This window comes from Rhizobium herbae, from assembly GCF_019511375.1.
Lineage (GTDB): Bacteria > Pseudomonadota > Alphaproteobacteria > Rhizobiales > Rhizobiaceae > Pararhizobium > Pararhizobium herbae_A.
This window is the reverse complement of record NZ_JAEUAO010000003.1, coordinates 764,833-786,357: the sequence shown is the minus strand read 5'-3', so window position 1 is coordinate 786,357 and position 21,525 is coordinate 764,833. Positions and strand designations below refer to the sequence as shown.

Sequence of the window (21,525 nt, the reverse complement as noted above, 5' to 3'; positions counted from 1 at the left end):
AGCGTGGCCGGGGCGGCAAACACCGCCTCGCCGTCGTCGACGTCGCTGACCGTCAGCTTGCCGGACGCAGTCGGATCGCCGCTGCCGGCCTGCCCCGCCTCGACCGCCGCCCGGTCGTCGGTGACCGTCGCATCGACGGTGATCGACGCCGCGTCGTTGGCGCCGGTGAGAGAGATGGAGACATTTGCCTCACTCAGCGTGCCATTGCCAAGCCGTATCGCGTAGACGAAACTATCTTTGAGGATTTCACCGGAAGACAGCGTGTTGATGTCCGCGCCCGCACCCGGCGTGCCGCTTCCATCACTCAGGCGGTACTCGATCTTTCCATTGTTGATCCTGACCCAATTGCCGAGCAGGGTCTTCTCCCAGGCCGATGCTCCAGTCGCTCCGACGTCCTTCGCAAGAAGCTCGTAGTCCGCGGTAATCGGGTTGCCGTCGCCATCGTCGACCGAAAAGAGGGACTTGGCATTTCCGCCAAGATCATTCGACATCACATCAAGGGTGATGGTTTTGCTCGCCTCATTGTAGACCTGCAGACTGATCAGCTGATCTTCTGTCCAGACGTAGGTATCGTCTTTTGCCTGCGGCGTATTGGTGAATGAAGTCGTGCTACCGCCAACCGTGCTCTGTGTGCCCATTGAATTACCCCCCATAACTCAAAAGAAGTAACCCGGCAGAGATTCACGACGAATCATCCCCGACAAGACCTGCGAATTCAATCGCCGCGTCGGATTGTTGGGCAAAATACGCCCATACTTCTTAATTGAAAACCGGATTATTCCCCCTCACTAATAAAGTGTTACCACATATACTGTGAAATGGAAGATGCTTTTCTTGCGGTAGTTAAATTTCGCTAGGCGGAGCGTTGCCTCGAGCACAATTGAGCCGTCGCGGACTTCTCGAAGCCTCAGGCATCCCATGCATGATCTGATCGCTTCCCGAGGGGCATTGCACTACGTCACGCATCATCCCCCAGCAAGTGCTGGTCGACGGCGATGCCATGACTGTGTGGAAGCGCTACGGCGATCCGATAGGTTGAATGCCGGCTTAGTCCTCGTCGCCAGCCGGCACTTCAATCGGCTCGCGGACGGCGGAAAGGATCGCGCGCTTGCCGACATGGTTTGCCGGTCCGACAAGGCCTTCCCGCTCCATGCGCTCGACGAGCGAAGCGGCGCGGTTATAGCCAATCTGCAGGCGACGCTGGATGTAGGACGTCGAGCACTTCTTGTCCCGCAGCACAACCTTGACTGCCTTGTCATAGAGATCGTTGCCGTCTTCCTCGGCGAGCGCGCCCTTGTCGAAGACCGCGCCGTCCTCCTCCACGGCCTCGTCTGCCTCCTCGGCATCCTCGGTGACCGTCCCGAGATATTCCGGGCGCCCTTGCGTCTTCAGATGCGCAACCACCTTCTCGACCTCCTCATCCGATACGAAGGGGCCATGCACACGGGCAATCCGCCCGCCGCCAACCATGTGCAACATATCCCCCTGTCCCAGTAGATGCTCTGCGCCCTGTTCGCCCAGGATCGTCCGGCTATCGATCTTGGAGGTCACCTGGAAGGAAATGCGGGTCGGGAAGTTGGCCTTGATCGTGCCGGTGATGACGTCGACCGACGGGCGTTGCGTCGCCATGATCAGATGGATGCCGGCAGCGCGCGCCATTTGTGCCAGACGCTGGATGGCGCCTTCGATTTCCTTGCCGGCGACCATCATCAGGTCTGCCATCTCGTCGACGATGACGACGATATAAGGCATGGGCGAGAGGTCCATTTCCTCCTGCTCGAAGATTGCCTCGCCGGTCGACCGGTCGAAGCCGGTCTGGACGGAGCACAGGATCGTCTCACCCTTGGCCCGTGCCGATGCGGCGCGCGCGTTGAAGCCATCGATATTGCGCACGCCGAGCCGTGACATCTTGCGATAGCGGTCTTCCATCTCCCGCACCGCCCATTTCAACGCCATCACTGCCTTTTTCGGATCGGTCACGACCGGGGTCAGCAAATGCGGGATGCCGTCATAGACCGACAGCTCGAGCATCTTCGGATCAACCATGATCAGCCGGCATTCCTCGGGTTTCAGCCGGTAGAGCAAGGAGAGGATCATCGTGTTGATCGCAACCGACTTGCCCGAACCGGTGGTGCCCGCGACCAGAAGATGCGGCATCTTGGCAAGCTCTGCCACCACCGGCTCCCCACCGATCGTCTTGCCCAGGCACAGCGCCAGTTTGAACCGGGTCTCCCCATAGTTCTCGGATTCGATCAGTTCGCGGAAATAGACTGTTTCGCGAACCGGGTTCGGAAGCTCGATGCCGATGACATTGCGGCCGGGAACCACAGCGACACGGGCAGACAAGGCTGACATGGAGCGGGCGATATCGTCCGAAAGGCCGATTACGCGCGAGGATTTCACGCCAGGCGCCGGTTCGAACTCATACAGCGTCACCACAGGACCTGGCCGCACGTCGATGATCTCGCCGCGAATGCCGAAATCCTCCAGCACGCTTTCCAACAGACCAGCGCTTTGTTCCAGCGCCTCCGGTGTGATGATCGCCGTTTCCTGAACCGCTGGTTCCTGCAATAGTGCAACAGGCGGGAAAACATATTCGCCCGTCGCGAAACCGGTCGAGGCACCGGCAGCTTTCACAAGGATCTCGGAGCTGACCTGCGGAGCCGGCGCCGAAGCCGCGGCCGGCGGTGCGACATCGACAATCGGCTCTATGACAGCCCGGGTCGCCGGGCGGACTGGTTTCACCTCGGCAAGCACCTCCGACGTCAGTTGCACAGGAGCCTTGGCCGGCGGTCCTGCAACACCGATCCGTGCCGACGGCGTACCGGTAGATCTGAAACCGATCTCGCGGTAGAGCGCCGTCACCGAATCCGGCGCGGCATGAAACGCGGGCGGCTGCCAGCGTGCCGTGGGTATCAGCGCGTCGATGTCAGCAGCCGTATCCAGGGCACTCCAAAACACTTCATCGGAGACGTCATACAAGGCATGCGGCCCCTTCAAAATTGTATCGCGGCTCTGCGTCGCGGCGTGCCGATCCTCGTCCGTCGGAAAACAGGCAAGATCGACAGCATCAATCGCGGCAGGCTCAGTCGCCACGCAGACTGGACTTACATCCGCACGCAGTTCGATCTCCCGCTGCAGGCGCAGCGAAAGCAGCTGAATGCCCATTGCCGCATGCTCGACCCGCATGTCGGCAACGGTCGGCTCGTCTGCCACAGGATTTGCGACGACAGACAATGCAGCGTCACTGCCGGTCGCCACCGTGACGTCCGCCTCTGCCGGCACCGGCTGCTTCTTCATTTCAGCAGTCGTACGCTTGGAATAGGCGCTCTCCGGTGTGCGGGTGAACCGCACGTTGGGTTTGAGTACAAAGGCGCTTTGCCAAACCGGCGCGTCGGCGCGCCCCTCGATCTCGCTTGCCGCCCTGGCATCGGTATCGGTACCGGGCGTATTTTCCTCGCTGTTCGGATCGATCTGAGAGCCATAGACGCGCCGCTGATGCTCCGTCTTCGCCTGATTTTCCTGGTCTGCGCTTTGCTCTCCCGTGTGATCGAAGGGGTTCGAAAAGTTGGTTCGGGAAAGACGCATGGGGACCTACTCACTCATAATTCACGGGCAATGGGCACACCCATTTCAATAGAAAATAAAGGTTAATCACCTCTTTCCAGCCTAGCTGTCTCCCGGAATTTTCAGCGGTGCCCCAAGCGCCGCGTTGGTCACCAAATTCCCATTTTCCGGCACATTACGTCAGGCACAACGATGGCCTGCGACCGGCCGCACGGTGATCGATACGGCTAGCGGCCATGGTGCAGGAACCGTCACCGCGGCGCATTCAGACCATTCAGTGGCGAGGTGGGTTCAAGATGAAGTGTGGCTCAAAGAAAATTGCCCGCCGCCAACCCAGCAAAGCGGCGGGCCCGAGCCAGCGCTCGATCTGCCGCGTACGCTACGCTGCGGCGTATCGAAAACGGCTCAAATAACGCGCAGGTTCCTGGCTGTTTTGATTGGTGCGCTATCGTACATTTCCGGGTCGCCACCGGCGCGCACTTCGGCACGCTACCCAGCTTTCCACGCCTTGCAGCACATGGCCAGGGAACCATTTTGCGCGGATGAAGTTGAGGGGCGCTATCAACCCACATCGGAGGACAACAATGGCTGAGAAGAAACTCGACGACCTGTTCTTGGATACGCTCAAGGACATCTACTTTGCGGAAAAGCAGATATTGAAGGCACTTCCCAAGATGGCCCGTGCCGCTCAGTCGGAGGAAGGCAAGGCCGCTTTCCTGAAGCACCGTGACGAGACTGATGGTCAGGTCGAACGGTTGCAGCAGGTTTTCGACATCGTTGGCAAGGCTGCCCGCGGCAAGACCTGCGAAGCCATCCAGGCCATCATCGCCGAGGGCGAAGAAATCATGGAGGAGTACAAGGGATCTGTTGCTCTCGACGCTGGCCTGATCTCATCGGCCCAGGCCGTCGAGCACTACGAAATCGCTCGCTATGGCACACTCAAGTCCTGGGCCGAGCAGCTCGGACACGCGGAAGCAGTCGCATTGCTCGACGCCAACCTGCAGGAAGAGATCGCGACGGACAAAATCCTGACACAGCTCGGCGAAGCTTCGGCAAATCCCAAGGCTGCGGAATCGAAGGTTGCGTAACCGTATGAGCGCACAGGCTGAGGCCCGCTTCGGCGGGCCTTTCGCGATCAGGCGCAAAATGACCTCCCATGAACGCCGCGCACTGCGGCAAATGTCGTCGGCTGTGGCGGCGATTTCATGGCGCTGGTCGAGCTTTGAATCGAGACCTATATCCGATTTTCGCCGACGCAGTCCGCAGGTCCGCGCCGAACGGGTCGCCTTAAAAGGCAGCCTTGCCGGCAGCGGCGCTGACATCGCGTCGGCAGAAGAGAGGAGGTGAAATGATGGCGAAGGCTCAGACCCCCATCGAAGAAATGACGCAGGTCGCTGCCGACACGCATGCCGCAACGATGAATATTCTTTTGGCCCTCACCAAGGCGCTGGAGGAAGCGGACTGCATCAGAGTTGAAAACTTCGAAGAGATCATTCGCGTAATGGCAGAGGCTGCCGCCAGGAATGGCTCGCCGGCCGTAGCCGCCTTGATGGTTGATTTTGCCGATCAGCTGCAACCGCCACCAAAGCCATCTGGTGGACTGGTATAGGAAATGCTGTTCTGCTGGTAGGCACGTAAGGGGTCAGGTGTTCGAGGTTTGGGACGATTTCGGGCGCCTGCAGGTCAAGCTGAAATTCAAGGACCTTTTGCACAGCGATGCGTCTGATCGATGATATGCCTTGGCGAGTTGCGCCCCCTCGGCGACCCAGTTCGTCGGCCTCGCCGAGAAGTTCGATTCATATCCCGATCAGCTCTCCGGCGGGCAACAGCAGGGCATGGCGATTGCCCCCTCGCTGCCATGCGGCCGAAGGCGATGCTCTTTTACGAGATAACGTCGGCGCTCGGCCCGGAACTGACAGAGGAAGTACTGATGGCGATGGAACAACTCGCCCGTGACGCCTGACCATAATTCTTGTCACGCCTGAAATGAGTTTCGCACGCAGCGTGGCGACGCAAGGCATCTACATGCATAAGGGCATCCGACAGCCGGATCGTCGACAACCGTTAGATTTACCACAAACAACACCGATCAACAGGAATGCCACGGGCATGCGAAGATCTTTACAAGTGCGTTGACGATTTTCTCAAGCCAACTCGTGACTGGGCCACGGCGCGCTCCGCCTCAGCGTCCCTTGCGCCATCGCCGCGCAAATAATTTTTATTGTTAAGCGTGCCATTCGCGCGATATAATACTTCATCTAAGCTTCAGACTGGGAGGTCTGACATGGCAAACGCTCTGATGGAAGGAAAGAAAGTACAGGACTGGGCCAATCTGGTCTTGGCGGCATGCGTGTTCATCTCACCATGGGTCATCGGCTTTACGGCCGAGGCTGTGCCAAGCTGGAACGCATGGATCGTCGGGCTTCTGCTCGGCGGGCTGGCAGTGGCGGCTATTTCGGCATTCGCCGAATGGGAAGAATGGGTCAATCTGGTGCTTGGTCTCTGGCTAGCCGCATCCCCCTGGCTGCTCGGCTTTGCCGCCAATGTGAACGTGATGTGGACGAATGTGGTGCTGGGATTGCTCGTTGCCGTCGTATCGCTCTGGGCAGTCTGGGATCATCATCATCCTCACGCCCACGCCTGAGCTCGACCACGAGCCGATACCGCTAATGCCCGCCGCAGTGAGCGGCGGGCGCAAGCGAATACGCAACATCCGACATTGATGCCTTTGGTGCCGTCATTAACGTAAGTTCTTTAGCTGCCCGTGCCCGGCACCCTGCCGGCCGAGTACGCTAATCGAGTTGTTTGTCACATGTCCCGCCTTCTCGCAGCTCAGCCGAGCTTGAAACCATTCGCCGTGAGATAGACGGCGTAGAGCGAGCTCGTCGCCGTGATGAACAGGCGGTTGCGTCTGGCGCCACCGAAGGTTAGGTTCGAGACGACTTCGGGAATGCGGATCTTGCCGATCAACGTTCCGTCCGGATCGTAGCAGTGAACGCCGTCTTGGGCGCTGGCCCAGATGCGCCCTGTCCGATCAATCCGGAAGCCGTCGAAGAGGCCGCTGGTGCATGTTGCGAAGACCTCGCCACCCGACAGCTTTCCTTCATGCGAAAGTGAAAACCGGCGGATATGGCGCGGCCCGTCTTCCAGGTGGCTGGCGCCCGTGTCGGCGACGTAGAGCAGCCGCTCGTCGGGCGAGAAGGCAAGCCCGTTGGGCTTTTCGAAATCGCCGGCGACTTTCACAACGTCGCCGGACAGTGGATCGACGCGATAGACGTGGCAACCGCCGATCTCTTCCTCTCCGTATTCTCCTTCGTAGTCGTGCATGATCCCGTAGGAAGGATCGGTAAACCAGATCGAACCGTCGGATTTGACGACGACATCATTCGGCGAGTTGAAGCGCTTGCCCTGGAAGCGGTCGGCAATCACCTGCACAGTGCCGTCGAAGTCGGTGCGCGTCACCCGCCGCGTCAGGTGCTCGCAGGTCACCAGGCGGCCCTGATTGTCGACGGTGTTGCCGTTGGAATTGTTCGAAGGCTGCCGGAAGACGGATACGTAACCGCTGGTCTCGTCGAACCGCATCATTCTGTTGTTCGGAATGTCCGACCAGACGAGAAAGCGGCCAGGCGCGAACCAGGCCGGCCCTTCCACCCAGCGCCCGCCCGTCCACAACCGTTCCACGCGGGCATGGCCGACGAAACAGGCGGCAAAGCGGCGATCAAGAACTTCAAACCCTGTTCCTTCGATCTCCCCGAACATGTCTTCTCCCCTTTCAATATTTCGCCGTCCAGCACTTGCCTCTGGCCCGTTGTTTCTTTTGGATGATAGCGATAACATCTATCCGCATAAACAGGTTTTTTGACGCAATCGTCCATGCGGAAGCAGCAATGACGAAAATTCCCAACGGCAAGATAGCGGAACCGCCAACCATGAGCGACGTGGCGCGACGGGCGGGCGTTTCGGCAATGACCGTGTCCCGGGCACTGAAAGAAGGCAGCCACGTTTCCAAGGCAACGCGCGAGCGAATCGCTCAGGCCATCAACGAGCTCGGCTACGTCCTCGACCAATCGGCCGGCAGCCTTTCGTCGCGACGCACCGGCTTTGTCGCTGCGATCATCCCCTCGATCAACAATTCAAACTTTTCCGACACCGCGCGCGGCATCACCGATGCGCTGGAGGGAACCGGCCTCCAACTACTCCTTGGTTATACCAACTATTCGGTCGACCGGGAGGAAGAACTGATCGAAGCCATGCTGAAGCGGCGGCCGGAAGGCATAATTCTAACCGGCGGCTCCCATACACCGAGGGGCCGACGAATGCTGGAACAGGCGGGCATCCCCGTCATCGAGACCTGGGACAGGCCGGCTCAGCCCATCGACAAGGTCGTGGGCTTCTCCAATGGCGAAGCGATGGAGCTCCTTGTGGAGACGCTGGCAGGCAAGGGCTATCAGCGCTTCGGTTATATCGGCGGCACGACGGCGCGCGATACGCGCGGCAGCCAGCGCCGGGCGGGGTTCGTTCGCGCCCTGGAAAGGCTCGGCCTTCCCTCCGACCGGCTGATCTCCTTCGGCGTGCCGCCCATCTCCATGGAACAGGGCGCGCAGGCGGTCGTCAACATGCTCGAGCGCTGGCCGGATACGCAAGTGGCCCTTTGCGTTTCGGACCTTTCGGCCTTTGGCGCATTGATGGAGTGTCAACGCCGCGGCCTGAAAGTCCCGGATGACATCGCCATTGCCGGTTTCGGCGACTATGAAATCGCCGCCTGCTGTCATCCCCGCATGACGACCGTCAACGTCGATTGCTACGGCATCGGTCGACAAGCGGCGCTGAAGCTGACACAGACGATTCAGGCCGTGTCGGCAGAGACGCTGGAACCGATTACCCTCACTAGCTTTCGCGTTGTCGAGCGCGAGAGCACGTAAGCAGGCGTCGGCAACAGACCGCTAGAACGCGATCTGCACCTTCATCGAGCGGCTGCGGTCGCCGGCCGTTTCGAATGCCGCAACCGCATCGTCGAGATCGAAGATACTGGTCAGAAGCGGTTTTACGTCGACGCGGCGACGATTGATGAGGTCGACGGCAAGCGCAAACTCCTCGTGGAACCGGAAGGTGCCGCGCATGTCGATTTCCTTGGCGACCACAAGGTTTTGCGGAATTGAGACATCGCCGCCGAGCCCGAGTTGCATCAGGATCCCGCGCGGTTTCAGCACTTCGAGGCCGGAGCGGACGGCGCGCTCGTTGCCGGACGCCTCGAACATCACGTCGAAGTAACCTTTGTTGGCCGAATAGGCCGCAAGCTTGTCGCCGTCGGTCGCGACATTGATCGTGCGGTCAGCGCCGATATCCGAAGCTTTCGCAAGCACGGCGTCCATAACGTCGGTCGCGACGATCTCCGCGGCGCCATGGGCGCGGGCGGCAAGAATGCACAATGCACCGATCGGGCCGCAGCCGGTGACCAGCACGCGCTTTCCAAGCAGCGAGCCCGCCCGGTTGACGGCGTGCAGCGTTACGGCGAACGGCTCGGCAAAGGCAGCTTCGTTGATCGAGACGTCGTCGGCCACTTTGTGGCACTGCCAGCTCTCGGCAACCAGACGCTGGCGAAACGCGCCTTGGATATGCGGCATCGGTATGGCGCTGCCGTAAAAGCGCATGTTGAGGCAGTGGTTCTGCTGTCCCTTCAGGCAGTAATCGCATGCATTGCATGGCCGGCTCGGCGAAACGGCCACTCGCTCGCCGATGGTGAAACCCGACACGCCACTGCCGAGGGCCTTGATCGTGCCTGCGACCTCGTGGCCGAGGATCATCGGCTCGCGCAGCCGGATCGCACCGAAGCCACCGTGATTGTAATAGTGCAGATCGGAACCGCAAATGCCGCCGGCTTCGATGGCGATCTCGACCTGGCCCGGACCAGCCGTCCCCGGATCGGTATCCTCGATGCGCAAATCCTTGGCAGCGTGGATGACGATGGATCTCATGGCTGTTCCTCCGCTTTTCACACGACCGGCGTCAGCAGCGGCTGACCGGAAAAATGCGCCGCCAGATTGTCACGCACCAGCTTGCCCATGGCCTGGCGCGTTTCCACTGTGCCGCTGCCGTGATGCGGTTGCAAAACAGCATTCTTCAGGCCCGCAAAGCGCGGATCGATGGCGGGTTCATTGAGGAACACGTCAAGGCCTGCCCCGCCAATGCGGCCTTGCTCGAGCGCGTCGAGCAAGGCGGCCTCGTCCACCGTGGTACCGCGCGAAATGTTGACGAAGATGCCATCAGGGCCGAGCGCCTCGATCACCTCCCCAGTGACGATGCCGCGTGTGCCCTCGCCGCCGGCGAGGGTGACGACCAGGAAATCGGACTGCCGGGCAAGCTCGACGAGGTCCCCGACGAACGCATAGGGAAGGTCCGGCTTCGGCGATCGCGCGAAATACGAGACGGTGCAATCGAATGCGGCGGCGCGACGGGCAAAGGCGGCCCCGATCCTTCCCATGCCTACAACACCGACGCGCTTGCCAAAGACCCGGGTCGTCAGGTGCATGTTGCCCTTGGCCCAGCGTCCGTCGCGAGCATGGGCATCGCCTTCGGGGAGCTGCCGCGCAACAGCAAGCATTAAGGCCATGCCCAGATCGGCGACGTCCTCTGTCAAAACGTCGGGCGTATTGGTGACGCGTATACCGTTTTCGCGGGCAAAACGAAGATCGATCGCGTCGGTGCCGACGCCATAGCAACTGACGATTTCAAGCTTCGGCAGTTTTTTCAGAAGCGGCGCCGAAGCGCCGAGTTCGCCACGCGTTGCCACGGCACGGATGCCATCGCCATGCTGGGCCAGGAACCGTTCGCGATCCTCGGCCTCCCAAAGCCGATGGATGGTGTAGCGGGATTCGAGATCTTCCATATCCCAGGACGGATAGGGTCCGACCATCAGCACCTCAGGTTTCGACATGGCTTTCTCCTGAATTTTCCTGCTTGACTTGATATGTTATCGATAACATATGTGTCAATAGAAACCGGCCGCTGTAAATAGTCAGCGTCATTGAAACAATACGGAATGCTGGGAGGCAGCTCATTCATGGGATTTCCACTGTTCGATCTGAGCGGCCTTCGGGCGCTCGTCACCGGCTCCAGCCAGGGCATCGGCTATGCGCTTGCAGAAGGTCTTGCGGCACATGGCGCCGAGGTCATCATCAACGGCCGCTCGGCTGAAAAGGTCGAAGCCGCGGTTGAAACCCTGCGTCAGGCTGGCCACACGGCCCATGCCGCCGTTTTCGACGTGACCGACAAGGAGTCGGTTGCAACAGGCGTCGCTGCCATCGAGGCAGATATCGGGCCGATCGACATTCTCATCAACAACGCCGGCATGCAGTTCCGCACGCCGCTCGAGGATTTTCCGGCCGACAAGTGGGAGCTGCTGCTCTCCACCAATATATCCAGCGTCTTCTATGTCGGGCAGGCCGTCGCCAAACACATGATAGCGCGCGGTCACGGCAAGATCATCAACATCGCCTCGGTGCAGAGCGAGATGGCGCGTCCGGGCATCGCGCCCTATACCGCGACCAAGGGCGCGGTGCGCAACCTGACGCGCGGCATGTGCGCCGATTGGGCCAAACACGGGCTGCAGATCAACGCGATTGCCCCTGGCTATTTCAAGACGCCGCTCAACCAGGCACTGGTCGATAGCGCGGAATTTTCCGGCTGGCTGGAAAAGCGCACCCCGGCCGGCCGCTGGGGCAATGTCGATGAACTGGTCGGATCGGCGGTTTTTCTCGCCGGCAAGGCTTCCTCTTTTGTGAACGGACACACGCTCTATGTCGATGGCGGCATCACCACCTGCCTTTAGGGGGCCGATCGTCGTGATGGGCGTCAGCGGCTGCGGCAAGTCGTCGATCGGCGAGCGGCTGGCGGCTCATCTCGGCCTGCCCTACGTTGAGGGCGACAGCCTGCACCCGGCGGCAAACATCGCCAAGATGTCGGCCGGCGTTCCGCTTGACGACGAAGACCGCTGGCCCTGGCTCGAGATCATCGGCAATCGGCTCGAAGGCGCGCGGGAGACGGGTATCGTCATCTCCTGCTCGGCGCTGAAGCGGATTTATCGCGAGCGGCTCCGGCGGGCAGCGGGCAGCGCCCTCGCATTCGTCTACCTCAAGGGATCGAGGGACATCCTTTTGGCGCGAATGACCGACCGTCCGGGGCATTTTTTCAAGGCCTCGCTGCTCGACAGCCAGTTGGCGACGCTGGAAAGCCCGGAAGGCGAGGATCGTGTCGTGACCGTCGATATCGCACCCTTGCCGGACACCATTGCAACACAGGCGCTTGCGGGCCTTGCCGCGCTGAACGGAGTTGACCCATGACCGATGCGCAAGCCTGCAGGGTCGCCGTCATCGGCGCCGGGATCATGGGATCGGCGATTGCAGCGCGCCTGATCGAGACCGGGCAGACCGTTACCGTCTTTGATCTCGACAAAGAGAAAGTGAAGGCGCTGACGGACAAGGGAGCATCGGCGGCGGCATCGGTCGCTGACGCCACCCGGCGAAGCGACTTCGTCATCCTCAGCCTCAACCATGCCAATATCGTGCGAGCCGTTGTGTTCGGCAAAGAGGGCGTCAGCGCGAGTGCGGATGCGACCAAGATCTTGATCGACATGTCTTCAATCGACCCGGCCGACACGGCGGAAATGGCAGGAAGACTGGCCAGCGAGACCGGCATGAAATGGGTCGATTGCCCCCTGTCCGGTGGCGCACCCGGCGCTCTTGGTGGCCGGCTGACGATCATGGCAGGCGGCGAGGAAGCCGATTTCGAGCGCGCCCGGGCGGTGATGCGGCACCTTGCCCGCAACTACACGCTGATGGGCGGCAGCGGCGCCGGGCAGACGACGAAGCTCATCAACCAGCTGTTCTGCGCGGTGATCTTCCAGGCGGTCGCGGAAGCGACGAAACTGGCCGAGGCAGGCGGCGTCGATGCCGCTTCCATTCCGGCGGCTCTCGCCGGCGGCCGCGCCGACAGCAGCATCCTTCAGGAATTCATGGGAAAGTTCGCCGCCCGCGACTACACGCCTACCGGCCGGATCGACAATATGCTGAAGGACCTGGATTCCCTTCAGGCCTTTGCCTTGAAGACAAAGACGCCCTTGCCGATGACCGGTCAGGTCGTAGAAATCCACCGCCTGCTCTGCGCTGCCGGACTTGGTGCGCGCGATTCAGCCGAAATGATGCGCCTGCTCGACGGCGCCTTCGCCCGATAAAATCGGTTTGAAGCCACTTCGGTCCTTGACTATCCGATTATGTTATCGATAACATATGTCTCATTCGACGCTTTGGGAGGAGCAGGGATGGACAGCCGCAAACTCATCGAGTTTCAGGGGATTACCAAGATATTTGGTGGCACCCGCGCGCTCGAAAATGTCTCCATCAACCTGCTTCCCGGCGAAATTCTCGCTCTTCTGGGAGAAAATGGCGCCGGCAAGTCGACCCTTATCAAGACGCTGGCCGGTATCTACAAGCCAGACGGCGGCCAAATCCTGTTTCGCGGCGAGCCCTACAGCCATCGCCCGCCCAAGCCGAACGAGCGCCAGCCTGTGGCCTTCATCCATCAGGATCTCGGTCTCGTCGAATGGATGACGGTCGGCGAGAATGTCGGCCTCGCACAGGGCTTTTCCCTGCGCTCGCGACTGATCGATTGGCGCCGGACGGAAGAGCGGGCGCGCGAAGCGTTGAAGCTCGTCGGTTGCGATTTCGATCCGAGCACGCGGGTGCAGGACCTGACCCGTACCGAAAAATCGCTGGTCGCGATTGCCCGCGCCTTGGCTGTCGAAGCCGACGTGCTGGTGCTCGACGAGCCGACCGCCAGCCTGCCGGCCGACGAGGTGGAACGGCTCTTCGAGGCCATCCGCCCGCTGAAGGAACGCGGTGTCGGCATGATCTACGTGTCGCACCGGCTTGACGAGATCTTCCGTATCGCCGATCGCGTCGCCGTCTTGCGCGACGGTCGCCTGGTCGGCCAGCGCCCTGTTGCTGAAACAAAGCCTGACGAGTTGATCGAGATGATCGTCGGTCGCCCGGCCAACCAGCTCTTCGTCAAGGCGCCCAGCAAACCGGGCAAGACGGTGCTCGCTGCCCGCAATCTCATTTGCACGGGGACCGCACCGATTTCCTTCGACATCCGCCAGAATGAGCTTCTCGGGCTCGTCGGCCTGCGCGGCGCGGGCCAGGAACTGATCGGCCGGGCCTTGTTCGGCTGCGAAGCCTTCGGCGGCACCATACACTTGAACGGCGAGGAACCGGATCTCGCAAACCCGGTTGCGGCGATGAGATCCGGCATCGGGCTGATCGCGCGCGACCGCACGGAGGAATCGGTGGCAATGTCGCTGTCGCTTCGGGAAAACACCTTCCTCAATCCGGGCGCATCCGGCCGCGGCCTGTTCTCGTTCCTGTCCCCGGCGAACGAAGCCGAAGAGGCCCGCAGGATCGGCGAGACTGTCGGCCTTCGCCCGAACGACCAGAGCCTGCCGATCGAAGCGCTGTCAGGCGGCAACCAGCAAAAGGTCGTCGTCGGCCGCTGGCTCAGAACGAGCCGCAAGCTGCTCGTCGCCGAAGACCCGACGGCCGGTGTCGATATCGGCGCCAAGGCCGAGATCTACAAGCTGATCGCCCGGGCGCTCGAGGCGGGCCTTGCCGTTGTCGTGGTTTCGACCGACTTCGAGGAAATTGCCCATATCTGCCATCGCGCCCTGGTGTTTTCACGCGGCCGCATCGTCGCGGAACTTCAGGGCGAAGCCCTTACCACATCCGCCGTCATAGCCGCCGCATCGGCATCGGAAGCCGCCTGAGAGCCACGGGAGCCAAGAACCATGCAATCGATCGAATCCACGGCCCTTGAGCCGACGCGCAGCGAACTGGCCGGACTGACCGCAAGCCAGAAGATTGCTCGCTATATCCCCGTCTATGGCCTGGTTATCCTGACAGTGCTGCTGATCGTCCTGTTTTCGGTCCTCCTGCCGGCGACCTTCCCGACACTTCTCAACCTGCGCTCCATCGTCTCCGACAAGGCGATCATTGCACTCCTGTCGCTGGCGGCGATGATCCCGATGGCATCCGGCCGCATCGACCTTACGGTTGGCTATGGTATCGTGCTCTGGCATATCCTGGCGATCAGCCTGCAGACCATGTTCGGCGTGCCCTGGCCGGTGGCTGTGGCGATCGTGCTTGCGCTCGGCGCCATCACGGGTTTCCTCAACGGTCTGCTGGTCGAGGTCGCTCGGATCGACAGTTTCATCGCGACGCTCGGAACCGGCACAATCCTTTATGCGCTGGCGCTCTGGCACACGGGTGGCCGGCAGGTGGTCGGGGTCTTGCCGGAAGGCTTCTACGCGCTCAATGGGACGATGGTCCTCGGCCTGCCGATCACCGGCTTTTATGTTCTGCTGCTCGCCGGCGCACTCTGGATCATTCTCGAATATCTGCCAATCGGCCGCTACGTATATGCCATCGGCGCCAACCCCAAGGCGGCGGCGCTGAACGGCATCCCGGTGCGCCGGTTCGTCATTGGCGCCTTCGTCTCGTCCGGAACCCTCGCGGCACTCGCTGGAGTGCTGCTTGCCTCCAAGCTGCGCATCGGCCAGGCGAGCGTCGGGCTTGAATATCTGCTGCCGGCACTGGTCGGCGCCTTTCTCGGCTCCACCACCATAAAACCCGGCCGCGTCAATGTCTGGGGCACGATGACCGGCGTTATCATTCTGGCCGTCGGCATTTCGGGGATCCAGCAGACCGGCGGCTCGTTCTTCGTCGAGCCCCTCTTCAACGGCGTCACTCTGCTCGTCGCCATCGGCATCGCCGGCTATGCCCAGCGCAAACGCGGTGCAGCCGGCAAGGCCGCGGCACCCGGCCCGTTGCCAACGAAAACACAAAACAAATGACGGAACACCATCTTCAAAGGGAGGAAGAACCATGAAACGCAGAACACTACTTCACGGCTCGATTACGACACTCGCGTTAATCGCGGCGTGGCCGGCTCTGGCGGACGCGGTCGCGGATGCCAAGGCGGTCGTCGACAAATACGCGACCCGCGTCACGGCCTGGGACGGCCCGAAGACAAGCCCGAAGGCGCAGGAGGGCAAGACGATCGTCGTTCTCGCCGGCGACCTGAAGAACGGCGGCATTCTCGGCGTCACCACTGGCGTCGAGGAAGCTGCCAAGGCGATCGGCTGGGAGGTCAAGGTGCTCGATGGCGCGGGCTCGATTGGGGGCCGCACGGCAGCATTCGGCCAGGCGATGGCGCTGAAGCCGGCCGGCATCATCATCAACGGGTTCGATGCGGTCGAGCAGGGTCCGGCGCTGGAACAGGCCAAGGCCGCGGGCATTCCGCTGGTTGCCTGGCATGCGGGTCCGGTCATCGGTCCGGATGAAAAGACCGGTCTCTTCGCCAATGTCAGCACCGATGCCATGGAAGTCTCCAAGGCTGCGGCCGACTATGCCTATGTAGACGCGAAGGGCAAGCCCGGCGTGATCATCTTCACCGACTCGACCTATGCCATCGCGATCGCCAAGGCGGACAAGATGAAGGCCGAGATCGAGGCGCTCGGCGGTAAGGTGCTCGAATATGTCGATACCCCGATTGCCGAAACCTCGCAGCGCATGCCGCAGCTGACGACCTCGCTGTTGCAGAAATACGGCGACCAGTGGACGCATTCGCTCGCCATCAACGACCTCTATTTCGACTTCATGGGGCCGTCGCTTGCCGCAGCCGGCAAAACCGGCACGGACGCCCCGATCAATGTGGCAGCCGGTGATGGTTCGGAATCCGCCTATCAGCGCATTCGCGCCGGCCAATTCCAGAAGGTGACGGTTGCCGAACCGCTGAACCTGCAGGGCTGGCAGCTCGTCGACGAGCTGAATCGTGCCTTTGCAGGCGAGCAATGGTCGGGCTACCTCTCACCGCTCCATGTCGTCACCGCTGACAATGTCGAGTTCGACGGCGGGCCGAAGAACACCTTCGACCCGGACAATGGCTATCGCGACGAATACCGGAAACTCTGGGGCAAGATGTAACAGCCCTCCCAGCAACTGGGCACCGCGAATGGTGCCCATTTTTTTCTTCGACCTTCAGACATCCCGCCAACCGGAAGCAATCCCATGATCATTCGCTATGCCCTCTTCGAGGGGGAAATCCATCCAGGCAAGGAAGCCGAATTTCGCACTTACGTGAAAGAAAAGCTCGTCCCGCTCTGGACCCGGTTTCCGGGCGCCGAGGAAGTGCGCGTGCTGGACGGCTCCGACCGCGACGAGGGAGCGCCAACCTTCGCCATGGCGCTTGCCATCCGCTATCCCGACATCGAGACATGCAACAGGGCACTACAGTCGGATGTGCGCTTCGAAAGTCGCGCTGTCACCGGCGGACTGCTTGAGATGTTCAAGGGGCGCGTCCATCACCATGTTTTCACGGCGAACGAATATCCGACTGCGTAGGAGGACGCTTGTCGCAAAATCCTCCCGGCTTGGTGGTCATTCCTCGTCGTCTTCCTCAGATATTGGCGTTGCGAGATCTGCCGACATCATTCCATCGCGCCCGAGCAGCCCCGCGTCCTCCAGCATCTCAATCTCGGGCAGATCACGCAGGGTGTCGAAGCCGAAGGCTGACAGGAATGCGGGCGTTGTCACGTAAGTGTAAGGCGCGCCGGGCTGGGGGCTGCGCGGGCCCGAAGCGATCAGCTCGAGCGAACGCAGGCTGCCGATCAGGTCGCGGCTGATTTCCTTCCCGAAGATCCTCGAAAGTTCTGCGCGCGTTACCGGCTGGAAATAACCGATCGCCATCAAAACGGCGGCTTCGTTGGTATTCAGATCGGCGGCTGCCCGCGTTGGCGCGCCTGAGGCGCGGATTACGCCGGCATGAGCGGGTTTCGTACGATGCTGCCAGCCGCCGGCGACGGATACCAGCTCATAGGGCCGGTCGCGCAGTTCCTCGCGCAGGTCATCGATCAGCAAATCGACACTGCAGTTGCGGCCGACGACCCGCGCCAGCGTTTCGCGCGGCACCGGAATCGCCGAAGCGAAGATGACAGCCTCGACCCTTTGCATCCATTCGCGCCAGCGCAACTCCGGCGGCAAGTCGGCAAGCTCGGTGTCGAGGAGCACATTGTCCGAACCTCTGCGCGATCGTTCCGCCCTTCCGGCTCTGGCTGCGTCTGCTTGCCTTGCCATGATTACAATCCGTAGATCCTGAACGTCGATCGCCCGGACAATTCGCGCACGGCGTCGAATTCGATCAGGCGCTCAAACAATCGACGGCTGGCCCAGCGCGACAGCCTTGCGGTCCGTAACGCACCGGAAACCGCATCCTCGTCAAGCAGGATACGGATTGCCTCGCCTGCACCCTTGGCCCGCAGCTTCGGCGCGACGGCCACCAGCCGATCCGCACGCCTCGCGAGCTCCGACGCCAGCCGGCATGCCTCGGCCGACGCCTGCGCCAGAGCCAGACACACCGCCCGCTCAAATCCTGGCTCTGCCGGGCGCACACGCCCCCTCCCCGCCTCGAGACGAAACGCGGATGAAGCGCGGTGCGCCATCAAGAGCGGGATCGGGCGATCCCAGTGTAGTCTTTGCGCCAGCACCCAGTCGGCCAGCCACCAAGCGAGCGCCTCGGCATCGGGACGAACGGACAAAATCTCCGCCACGATCGCGGCGGCGGCAAAAGGAGCCATCCGCCCGGCTTGATTGAGGTCATCGATCGTGGCCGGGATATTGGCAAGCTCGTCACTCCAGCGGATCGCGAAGAGATCGGCTAGTTCGCGCAGCACCTTGATGTCGATCGGCATCGGCCGGGCCGCCAGCCGCTTGTAGGCCGCAAGGATCGCGCCGGCAGGGCCCAGCTCGTCGCCGGACCCACGCAAGACCCAGACGTCCCGCAAGGCCGCCTCATCCTCGGATCGGCCGGTAAGCCGCACCGCGGATACGGCACATTTCAGCGCCAGGCGCTGACGCCAGACGCCAGCCCAATCCGGTTGGAGCCGCACCAGATTGTCAAGCGTATTCAAGGCCGCTCCCACCTGGAAGGCGGCCTCCGTGTCGCTGCTTACGGGAACGCGCGCAACTGCCCATGCGGGCACAACAGGGATTCGATCCAGCCGGACAATTTGCGAATCGGACTTCGACATCACCGAAGGCTAGTTCAAGAGATCGCTTCAAGCCACGGAATTGTTCGAAAACCGCACAGCGTGCGGCGCGACCACGCTAAGTCCGCGTTACCAGACTCCTGCGGTCGCGGCAGTAAAATGACGTCACCGCTTCTTCAGCTTTCTCTCGGCGAGTCGCTGGACGTCAAGCCAGGATCAGCGCCCTTATCATCTTCGTGTCTCGTGCTGCCGCGACTGCGCGACGACCGGTTGTTTTCTCCTGTTCGCGCGGATCCCGGTTTCGCATTTACGACATCCTCGAGCAGCCAACTGCCGCTGCCGAGAAGGAAGAGAAAGAGAACATAGGTAGCGTTCCAGAAATGAACCGTCCAGCCGACGAGAAAATACCCCGTCATCACGATCAGGTACGCCGTCCTGTACCGCAGGCGTCGCTCGTCGGTTTCCTTTGTGAACGCGACGGACGCAACCATGGTCAGGAAGCCACCCATCATGAAGATCCCCCCTGGGATGCCGAAAAGTATCGCGTGGTACAACCAGTACATATCGATGCTTGGCGGCATCCACTCAGGCCGGTCCCATTGACCGTATCCCACACCGAATATTGGATGGTTCAACGCGGATTGGGATCCAAATTCCCATATCAGAACACGATAATAGGCGGATGCCGGCTCAAAGGAAAAATAGGTCAGGAGAAACTCAAAGACGGTCTGGTTGGATGCCAGTTCTATGAACGCGTACATGGACAGCAAAATGACCCACAAATATTGCCAGCGTCTGGCATCCTTGGCGAGCAGCCAGTTCCAGAACAGGAGAGACACCTGGGCGACAATCGCCGTCAGCGGCCCCGAAGACAGGGACAGGCTGGCCGTGAGCAATACGGTCAGGGTGGCGAACCACCGCTTCGCCGCCGATATTTCTCCACCGAGCACCAGATGGACGAGCGCGAGGATCGCGCCGCAGGACACGCCGAAAAGGATCGGATGCTCGAAAACACCTTGGACGCGCCGCAATCCCCATCGGGGGTCCTTGATCGCTTCGGGATGCGTCGGGAAAAACCTTGAGAAGACGTCCAACGAGACATTGGCGTTTGTGATCGTTTCCACCAACGCGAAGGGCAGCATGATCGCGACGAGCACGAACAACAGTCGCGTCATGGCGTAAAACTGATCGGGCCCGCGGATGAAACATCGTCCAAAAAAATAGGCACCCGCAGTCTCCACGACGATTATGCCGCCTGACTGCAAAGCGACCTGTGCGTCGTGGACGGCAAAGAGGCTTATCGGACACCAGATGCTGTAGAGAATGATCAGGATATCCGGCGTCTGGATTTTCCCTGCTTTTCCGGCAAGCCACAGAAACATGCAAGGCACGAACCCGGCAAGCAATGCCACCCGGTAAGGAAGGATTAGTAGCGGTCCTATCGTCCATAGCCAGGGAATGAAGACGCCAATCAGAAACGCGACGACAAGCCAGGGAAGCGATTTTCGAGTCTTTGCTACGGGTGCCGCCGTTGTGCGCAGTGTCGAACGTGGCCGTCGAGATGCCACAGCCAGCCCGCGCGTGCGCGGTGACGTGAAATGCGATCTGGCCGCGGCTCTCATGACCTATCTCGCTCCAACCGGCTGGGACCTCGGACAGCGCCATACTTCCCCGAATGACGCGAACCGAACCACTTCAACAGCCCGTGTCCGCACCGTCCATATGATCGAATTGCTCAAGCCCTAGCGCATTGGATCAATGGGGGCAGCGATATGGACAAGGACTAAGCCGAATGATGTAGGTTTACTGACAGGCGGCGAGGACCGCTACGCCTTCTTTCCGGGTTTGCAGCGTCCCGGCAATTGCTATCCTTCGACCCTTGCATCAACCCCAGTCAAGGGATGACCCCGCTGAATGAACACGGTCCCGGCACTTCTCGCCAAGGCGCGCAATTTCAGCGGCAAGATGCTGTGGGGACGACGCGTGGTCGGCATGGGAGCTGCCGCTAAAGGCGCAGTGCGAATAGGCTATTTATATCTTCGCCGCCCCCGCAGGAGCGAGATACGGTTGCGCTCCGGCCCGGTTCTCGAATTCGCCTTTCCGAGCCAAGTCCCCCGCGCGCTCCTTGCATTCGGCGATTTCATCGATCCGGAGTTCGCGTTTCTTCGCAAGATTTATCGTCCGGATTGGATCGTCGCCGATGTGGGCGCGGCGATTGGCCAGTTCACCCTATTTGCCGCCACGCTCGCCGCGGCAAAGGTCCACGCTTTCGAGCCGAGTTCTGCAAATGTGGCTGCCCTGTTAAGGAATATCGCCCGCAACAACGTCAGCGACAGGGTGGAGGTCCACAGGATCGCCTTCTCAAACGCCGAATCCGAAGCCTACTTCGAAACCACGCCAAGCACCTGGATGAGCGGCCTTCGTGAAACCGGCACAGAGCGCGTCTCGGTTCGCACATTGAGTGCCGATTTTCAGGAACGAGGATTGGAACATGTCTCCGTCCTCAAGATCAATGTCGCGGGTTTCGAACCGCAGGTCATTGAGGGAGCCGCGGCTTTTCTGGCCAGAGGCGGAGCCGACATTTTGATACTCCTGCTTGGGTTGGGATCGCTGCCGTGGTACGCTAGGCTTGCCACATATGGTTACAGGTTCTTCTATTATCATCCGAATGAGAATGTCCTCTATGAGGTCACAGCTTTCGATGCGGATTCGGTACTGGAGCATCGCCCTTGGCCGGCTCGCAACATCATTGCGGTGCACCGATCGGCGATGGAAACGCATCTTGGTCTGACGATGCCGGTTCGCAAGCTTTAGGGATCGCTCCGGCCTCCCTGCCAGGGCGGTGGGCCTGCCTAAGGAGGCCTGTG

Annotated in this window: 20 protein-coding genes and 1 pseudogene; 13 read left to right on the top strand and 8 right to left on the bottom strand. The window is 61.0% G+C overall.

Translation table 11 applies throughout. The features are described 5' to 3' along the window. On the bottom strand, positions 1 to 638 hold a 638-nt coding region (locus JNB71_RS16780), incomplete at its 3' end, for a VCBS domain-containing protein (RefSeq protein ID WP_220372910.1). Positions 639 to 1,047: 409 nt separating this feature from the next. Then, on the bottom strand, positions 1,048 to 3,588 hold the full coding sequence (locus JNB71_RS16775; RefSeq protein WP_222857307.1) for a DNA translocase FtsK: 2,541 nt from the start codon (positions 3,586 to 3,588) through the stop codon (positions 1,048 to 1,050). Between the two features lie 563 nt (positions 3,589 to 4,151). On the opposite strand from JNB71_RS16775, the gene JNB71_RS16770 reads away from it, so the two are divergent. The 4 genes and pseudogenes from JNB71_RS16770 (at position 4,152) to JNB71_RS16755 (ending at position 6,211) form a co-directional block, all read left to right on the top strand. Next, the gene (locus JNB71_RS16770) at positions 4,152 to 4,655 is read left to right on the top strand and encodes a ferritin-like domain-containing protein (protein WP_220372909.1); all 504 of its coding nucleotides are present in this window, start codon (positions 4,152 to 4,154) and stop codon (positions 4,653 to 4,655) included. A gap of 260 nt (positions 4,656 to 4,915) precedes the next feature. Beyond that, the gene (locus JNB71_RS16765; protein WP_220372908.1) at positions 4,916 to 5,176 is read left to right on the top strand and encodes a hypothetical protein; all 261 of its coding nucleotides are present in this window, start codon (positions 4,916 to 4,918) and stop codon (positions 5,174 to 5,176) included. 157 nt (positions 5,177 to 5,333) lie between these two features. Beyond that, positions 5,334 to 5,604 (top strand): annotated as a pseudogene (locus tag JNB71_RS16760) (amino acid ABC transporter ATP-binding protein); the annotation flags it as partial. Positions 5,605 to 5,851: 247 nt separating this feature from the next. Beyond that, a complete protein-coding gene (locus JNB71_RS16755; RefSeq protein ID WP_220372907.1) occupies positions 5,852 to 6,211 on the top strand; it encodes an SPW repeat protein in 360 nt (119 codons plus the stop codon). 188 nt (positions 6,212 to 6,399) lie between these two features. Here the strand turns inward: JNB71_RS16755 and JNB71_RS16750 are convergent, their stop codons facing one another. Continuing rightward, positions 6,400 to 7,326, bottom strand: a complete 927-nt coding sequence (locus tag JNB71_RS16750; RefSeq protein WP_220372906.1) for an SMP-30/gluconolactonase/LRE family protein — start codon at positions 7,324 to 7,326, stop codon at positions 6,400 to 6,402. A 128-nt stretch (positions 7,327 to 7,454) separates the two neighbouring features. On the opposite strand from JNB71_RS16750, the gene JNB71_RS16745 reads away from it, so the two are divergent. After that, positions 7,455 to 8,489, top strand: a complete 1,035-nt coding sequence (locus tag JNB71_RS16745) for a LacI family DNA-binding transcriptional regulator (RefSeq protein WP_223215878.1) — start codon at positions 7,455 to 7,457, stop codon at positions 8,487 to 8,489. Positions 8,490 to 8,510: 21 nt separating this feature from the next. On the opposite strand, the gene JNB71_RS16740 is transcribed toward JNB71_RS16745, so the two are convergent. Both JNB71_RS16740 and JNB71_RS16735 read right to left on the bottom strand, forming a co-directional pair. Beyond that, positions 8,511 to 9,542: an L-idonate 5-dehydrogenase gene (locus JNB71_RS16740; protein WP_220372904.1), complete on the bottom strand. Its 1,032-nt coding sequence runs from the start codon at positions 9,540 to 9,542 to the stop codon at positions 8,511 to 8,513. A 17-nt stretch (positions 9,543 to 9,559) separates the two neighbouring features. Further along, a complete protein-coding gene (locus JNB71_RS16735; RefSeq protein ID WP_220372902.1) occupies positions 9,560 to 10,501 on the bottom strand; it encodes a 2-hydroxyacid dehydrogenase in 942 nt (313 codons plus the stop codon). 126 nt (positions 10,502 to 10,627) lie between these two features. Here JNB71_RS16735 and JNB71_RS16730 point away from each other — a divergent pair, with 126 nt between their 5' ends. The 7 genes from JNB71_RS16730 to JNB71_RS16700 all read left to right on the top strand — a co-directional run bounded on the left by JNB71_RS16730 (position 10,628) and on the right by JNB71_RS16700 (position 17,015). Next, positions 10,628 to 11,395 (top strand): SDR family oxidoreductase, encoded by a 768-nt coding sequence (locus tag JNB71_RS16730; RefSeq protein WP_220372900.1) that lies wholly within the window; start codon positions 10,628 to 10,630, stop codon positions 11,393 to 11,395. Positions 11,396 to 11,411: 16 nt separating this feature from the next. Beyond that, positions 11,412 to 11,906 (top strand): gluconokinase, encoded by a 495-nt coding sequence (locus JNB71_RS16725; protein ID WP_262927110.1) that lies wholly within the window; start codon positions 11,412 to 11,414, stop codon positions 11,904 to 11,906. Continuing rightward, a complete protein-coding gene (locus tag JNB71_RS16720) occupies positions 11,903 to 12,796 on the top strand; it encodes an NAD(P)-dependent oxidoreductase (protein WP_220372898.1) in 894 nt (297 codons plus the stop codon). Before JNB71_RS16725 ends, JNB71_RS16720 begins: the two co-directional genes overlap by 4 nt. An 87-nt stretch (positions 12,797 to 12,883) precedes the next feature. After that, positions 12,884 to 14,380, top strand: coding sequence for a sugar ABC transporter ATP-binding protein (locus JNB71_RS16715; protein ID WP_220372897.1), 1,497 nt, complete (start codon positions 12,884 to 12,886; stop codon positions 14,378 to 14,380). 21 nt (positions 14,381 to 14,401) lie between these two features. Beyond that, positions 14,402 to 15,466: an ABC transporter permease gene (locus JNB71_RS16710; protein ID WP_220372896.1), complete on the top strand. Its 1,065-nt coding sequence runs from the start codon at positions 14,402 to 14,404 to the stop codon at positions 15,464 to 15,466. Positions 15,467 to 15,497: 31 nt separating this feature from the next. Next, positions 15,498 to 16,598 (top strand): ABC transporter substrate-binding protein, encoded by a 1,101-nt coding sequence (locus JNB71_RS16705; RefSeq protein WP_220372895.1) that lies wholly within the window; start codon positions 15,498 to 15,500, stop codon positions 16,596 to 16,598. Positions 16,599 to 16,682: 84 nt separating this feature from the next. Then, positions 16,683 to 17,015 (top strand): hypothetical protein, encoded by a 333-nt coding sequence (locus tag JNB71_RS16700; RefSeq protein WP_220372894.1) that lies wholly within the window; start codon positions 16,683 to 16,685, stop codon positions 17,013 to 17,015. Positions 17,016 to 17,051: 36 nt separating this feature from the next. Here the strand turns inward: JNB71_RS16700 and scpB are convergent, their stop codons facing one another. The 3 genes from scpB to JNB71_RS16685 form a co-directional block, all read right to left on the bottom strand. Beyond that, positions 17,052 to 17,747, bottom strand: a complete 696-nt coding sequence (gene scpB / locus JNB71_RS16695; protein WP_220372893.1) for an SMC-Scp complex subunit ScpB — start codon at positions 17,745 to 17,747, stop codon at positions 17,052 to 17,054. 2 nt (positions 17,748 to 17,749) lie between these two features. Continuing rightward, a complete protein-coding gene (locus JNB71_RS16690) occupies positions 17,750 to 18,700 on the bottom strand; it encodes a DUF1403 family protein (RefSeq protein ID WP_220372892.1) in 951 nt (316 codons plus the stop codon). Between the two features lie 134 nt (positions 18,701 to 18,834). After that, the gene (locus tag JNB71_RS16685; protein WP_223215877.1) at positions 18,835 to 20,280 is read right to left on the bottom strand and encodes an O-antigen ligase family protein; all 1,446 of its coding nucleotides are present in this window, start codon (positions 20,278 to 20,280) and stop codon (positions 18,835 to 18,837) included. A 292-nt stretch (positions 20,281 to 20,572) separates the two neighbouring features. Here JNB71_RS16685 and JNB71_RS16680 point away from each other — a divergent pair, with 292 nt between their 5' ends. Further along, positions 20,573 to 21,472 carry an FkbM family methyltransferase gene (locus tag JNB71_RS16680; RefSeq protein WP_220372890.1) on the top strand — a complete coding sequence of 300 codons (900 nt, stop codon included), beginning with the start codon at positions 20,573 to 20,575 and terminating at the stop codon, positions 21,470 to 21,472. The last annotated feature ends 53 nt before the right edge of the window (positions 21,473 to 21,525 follow it).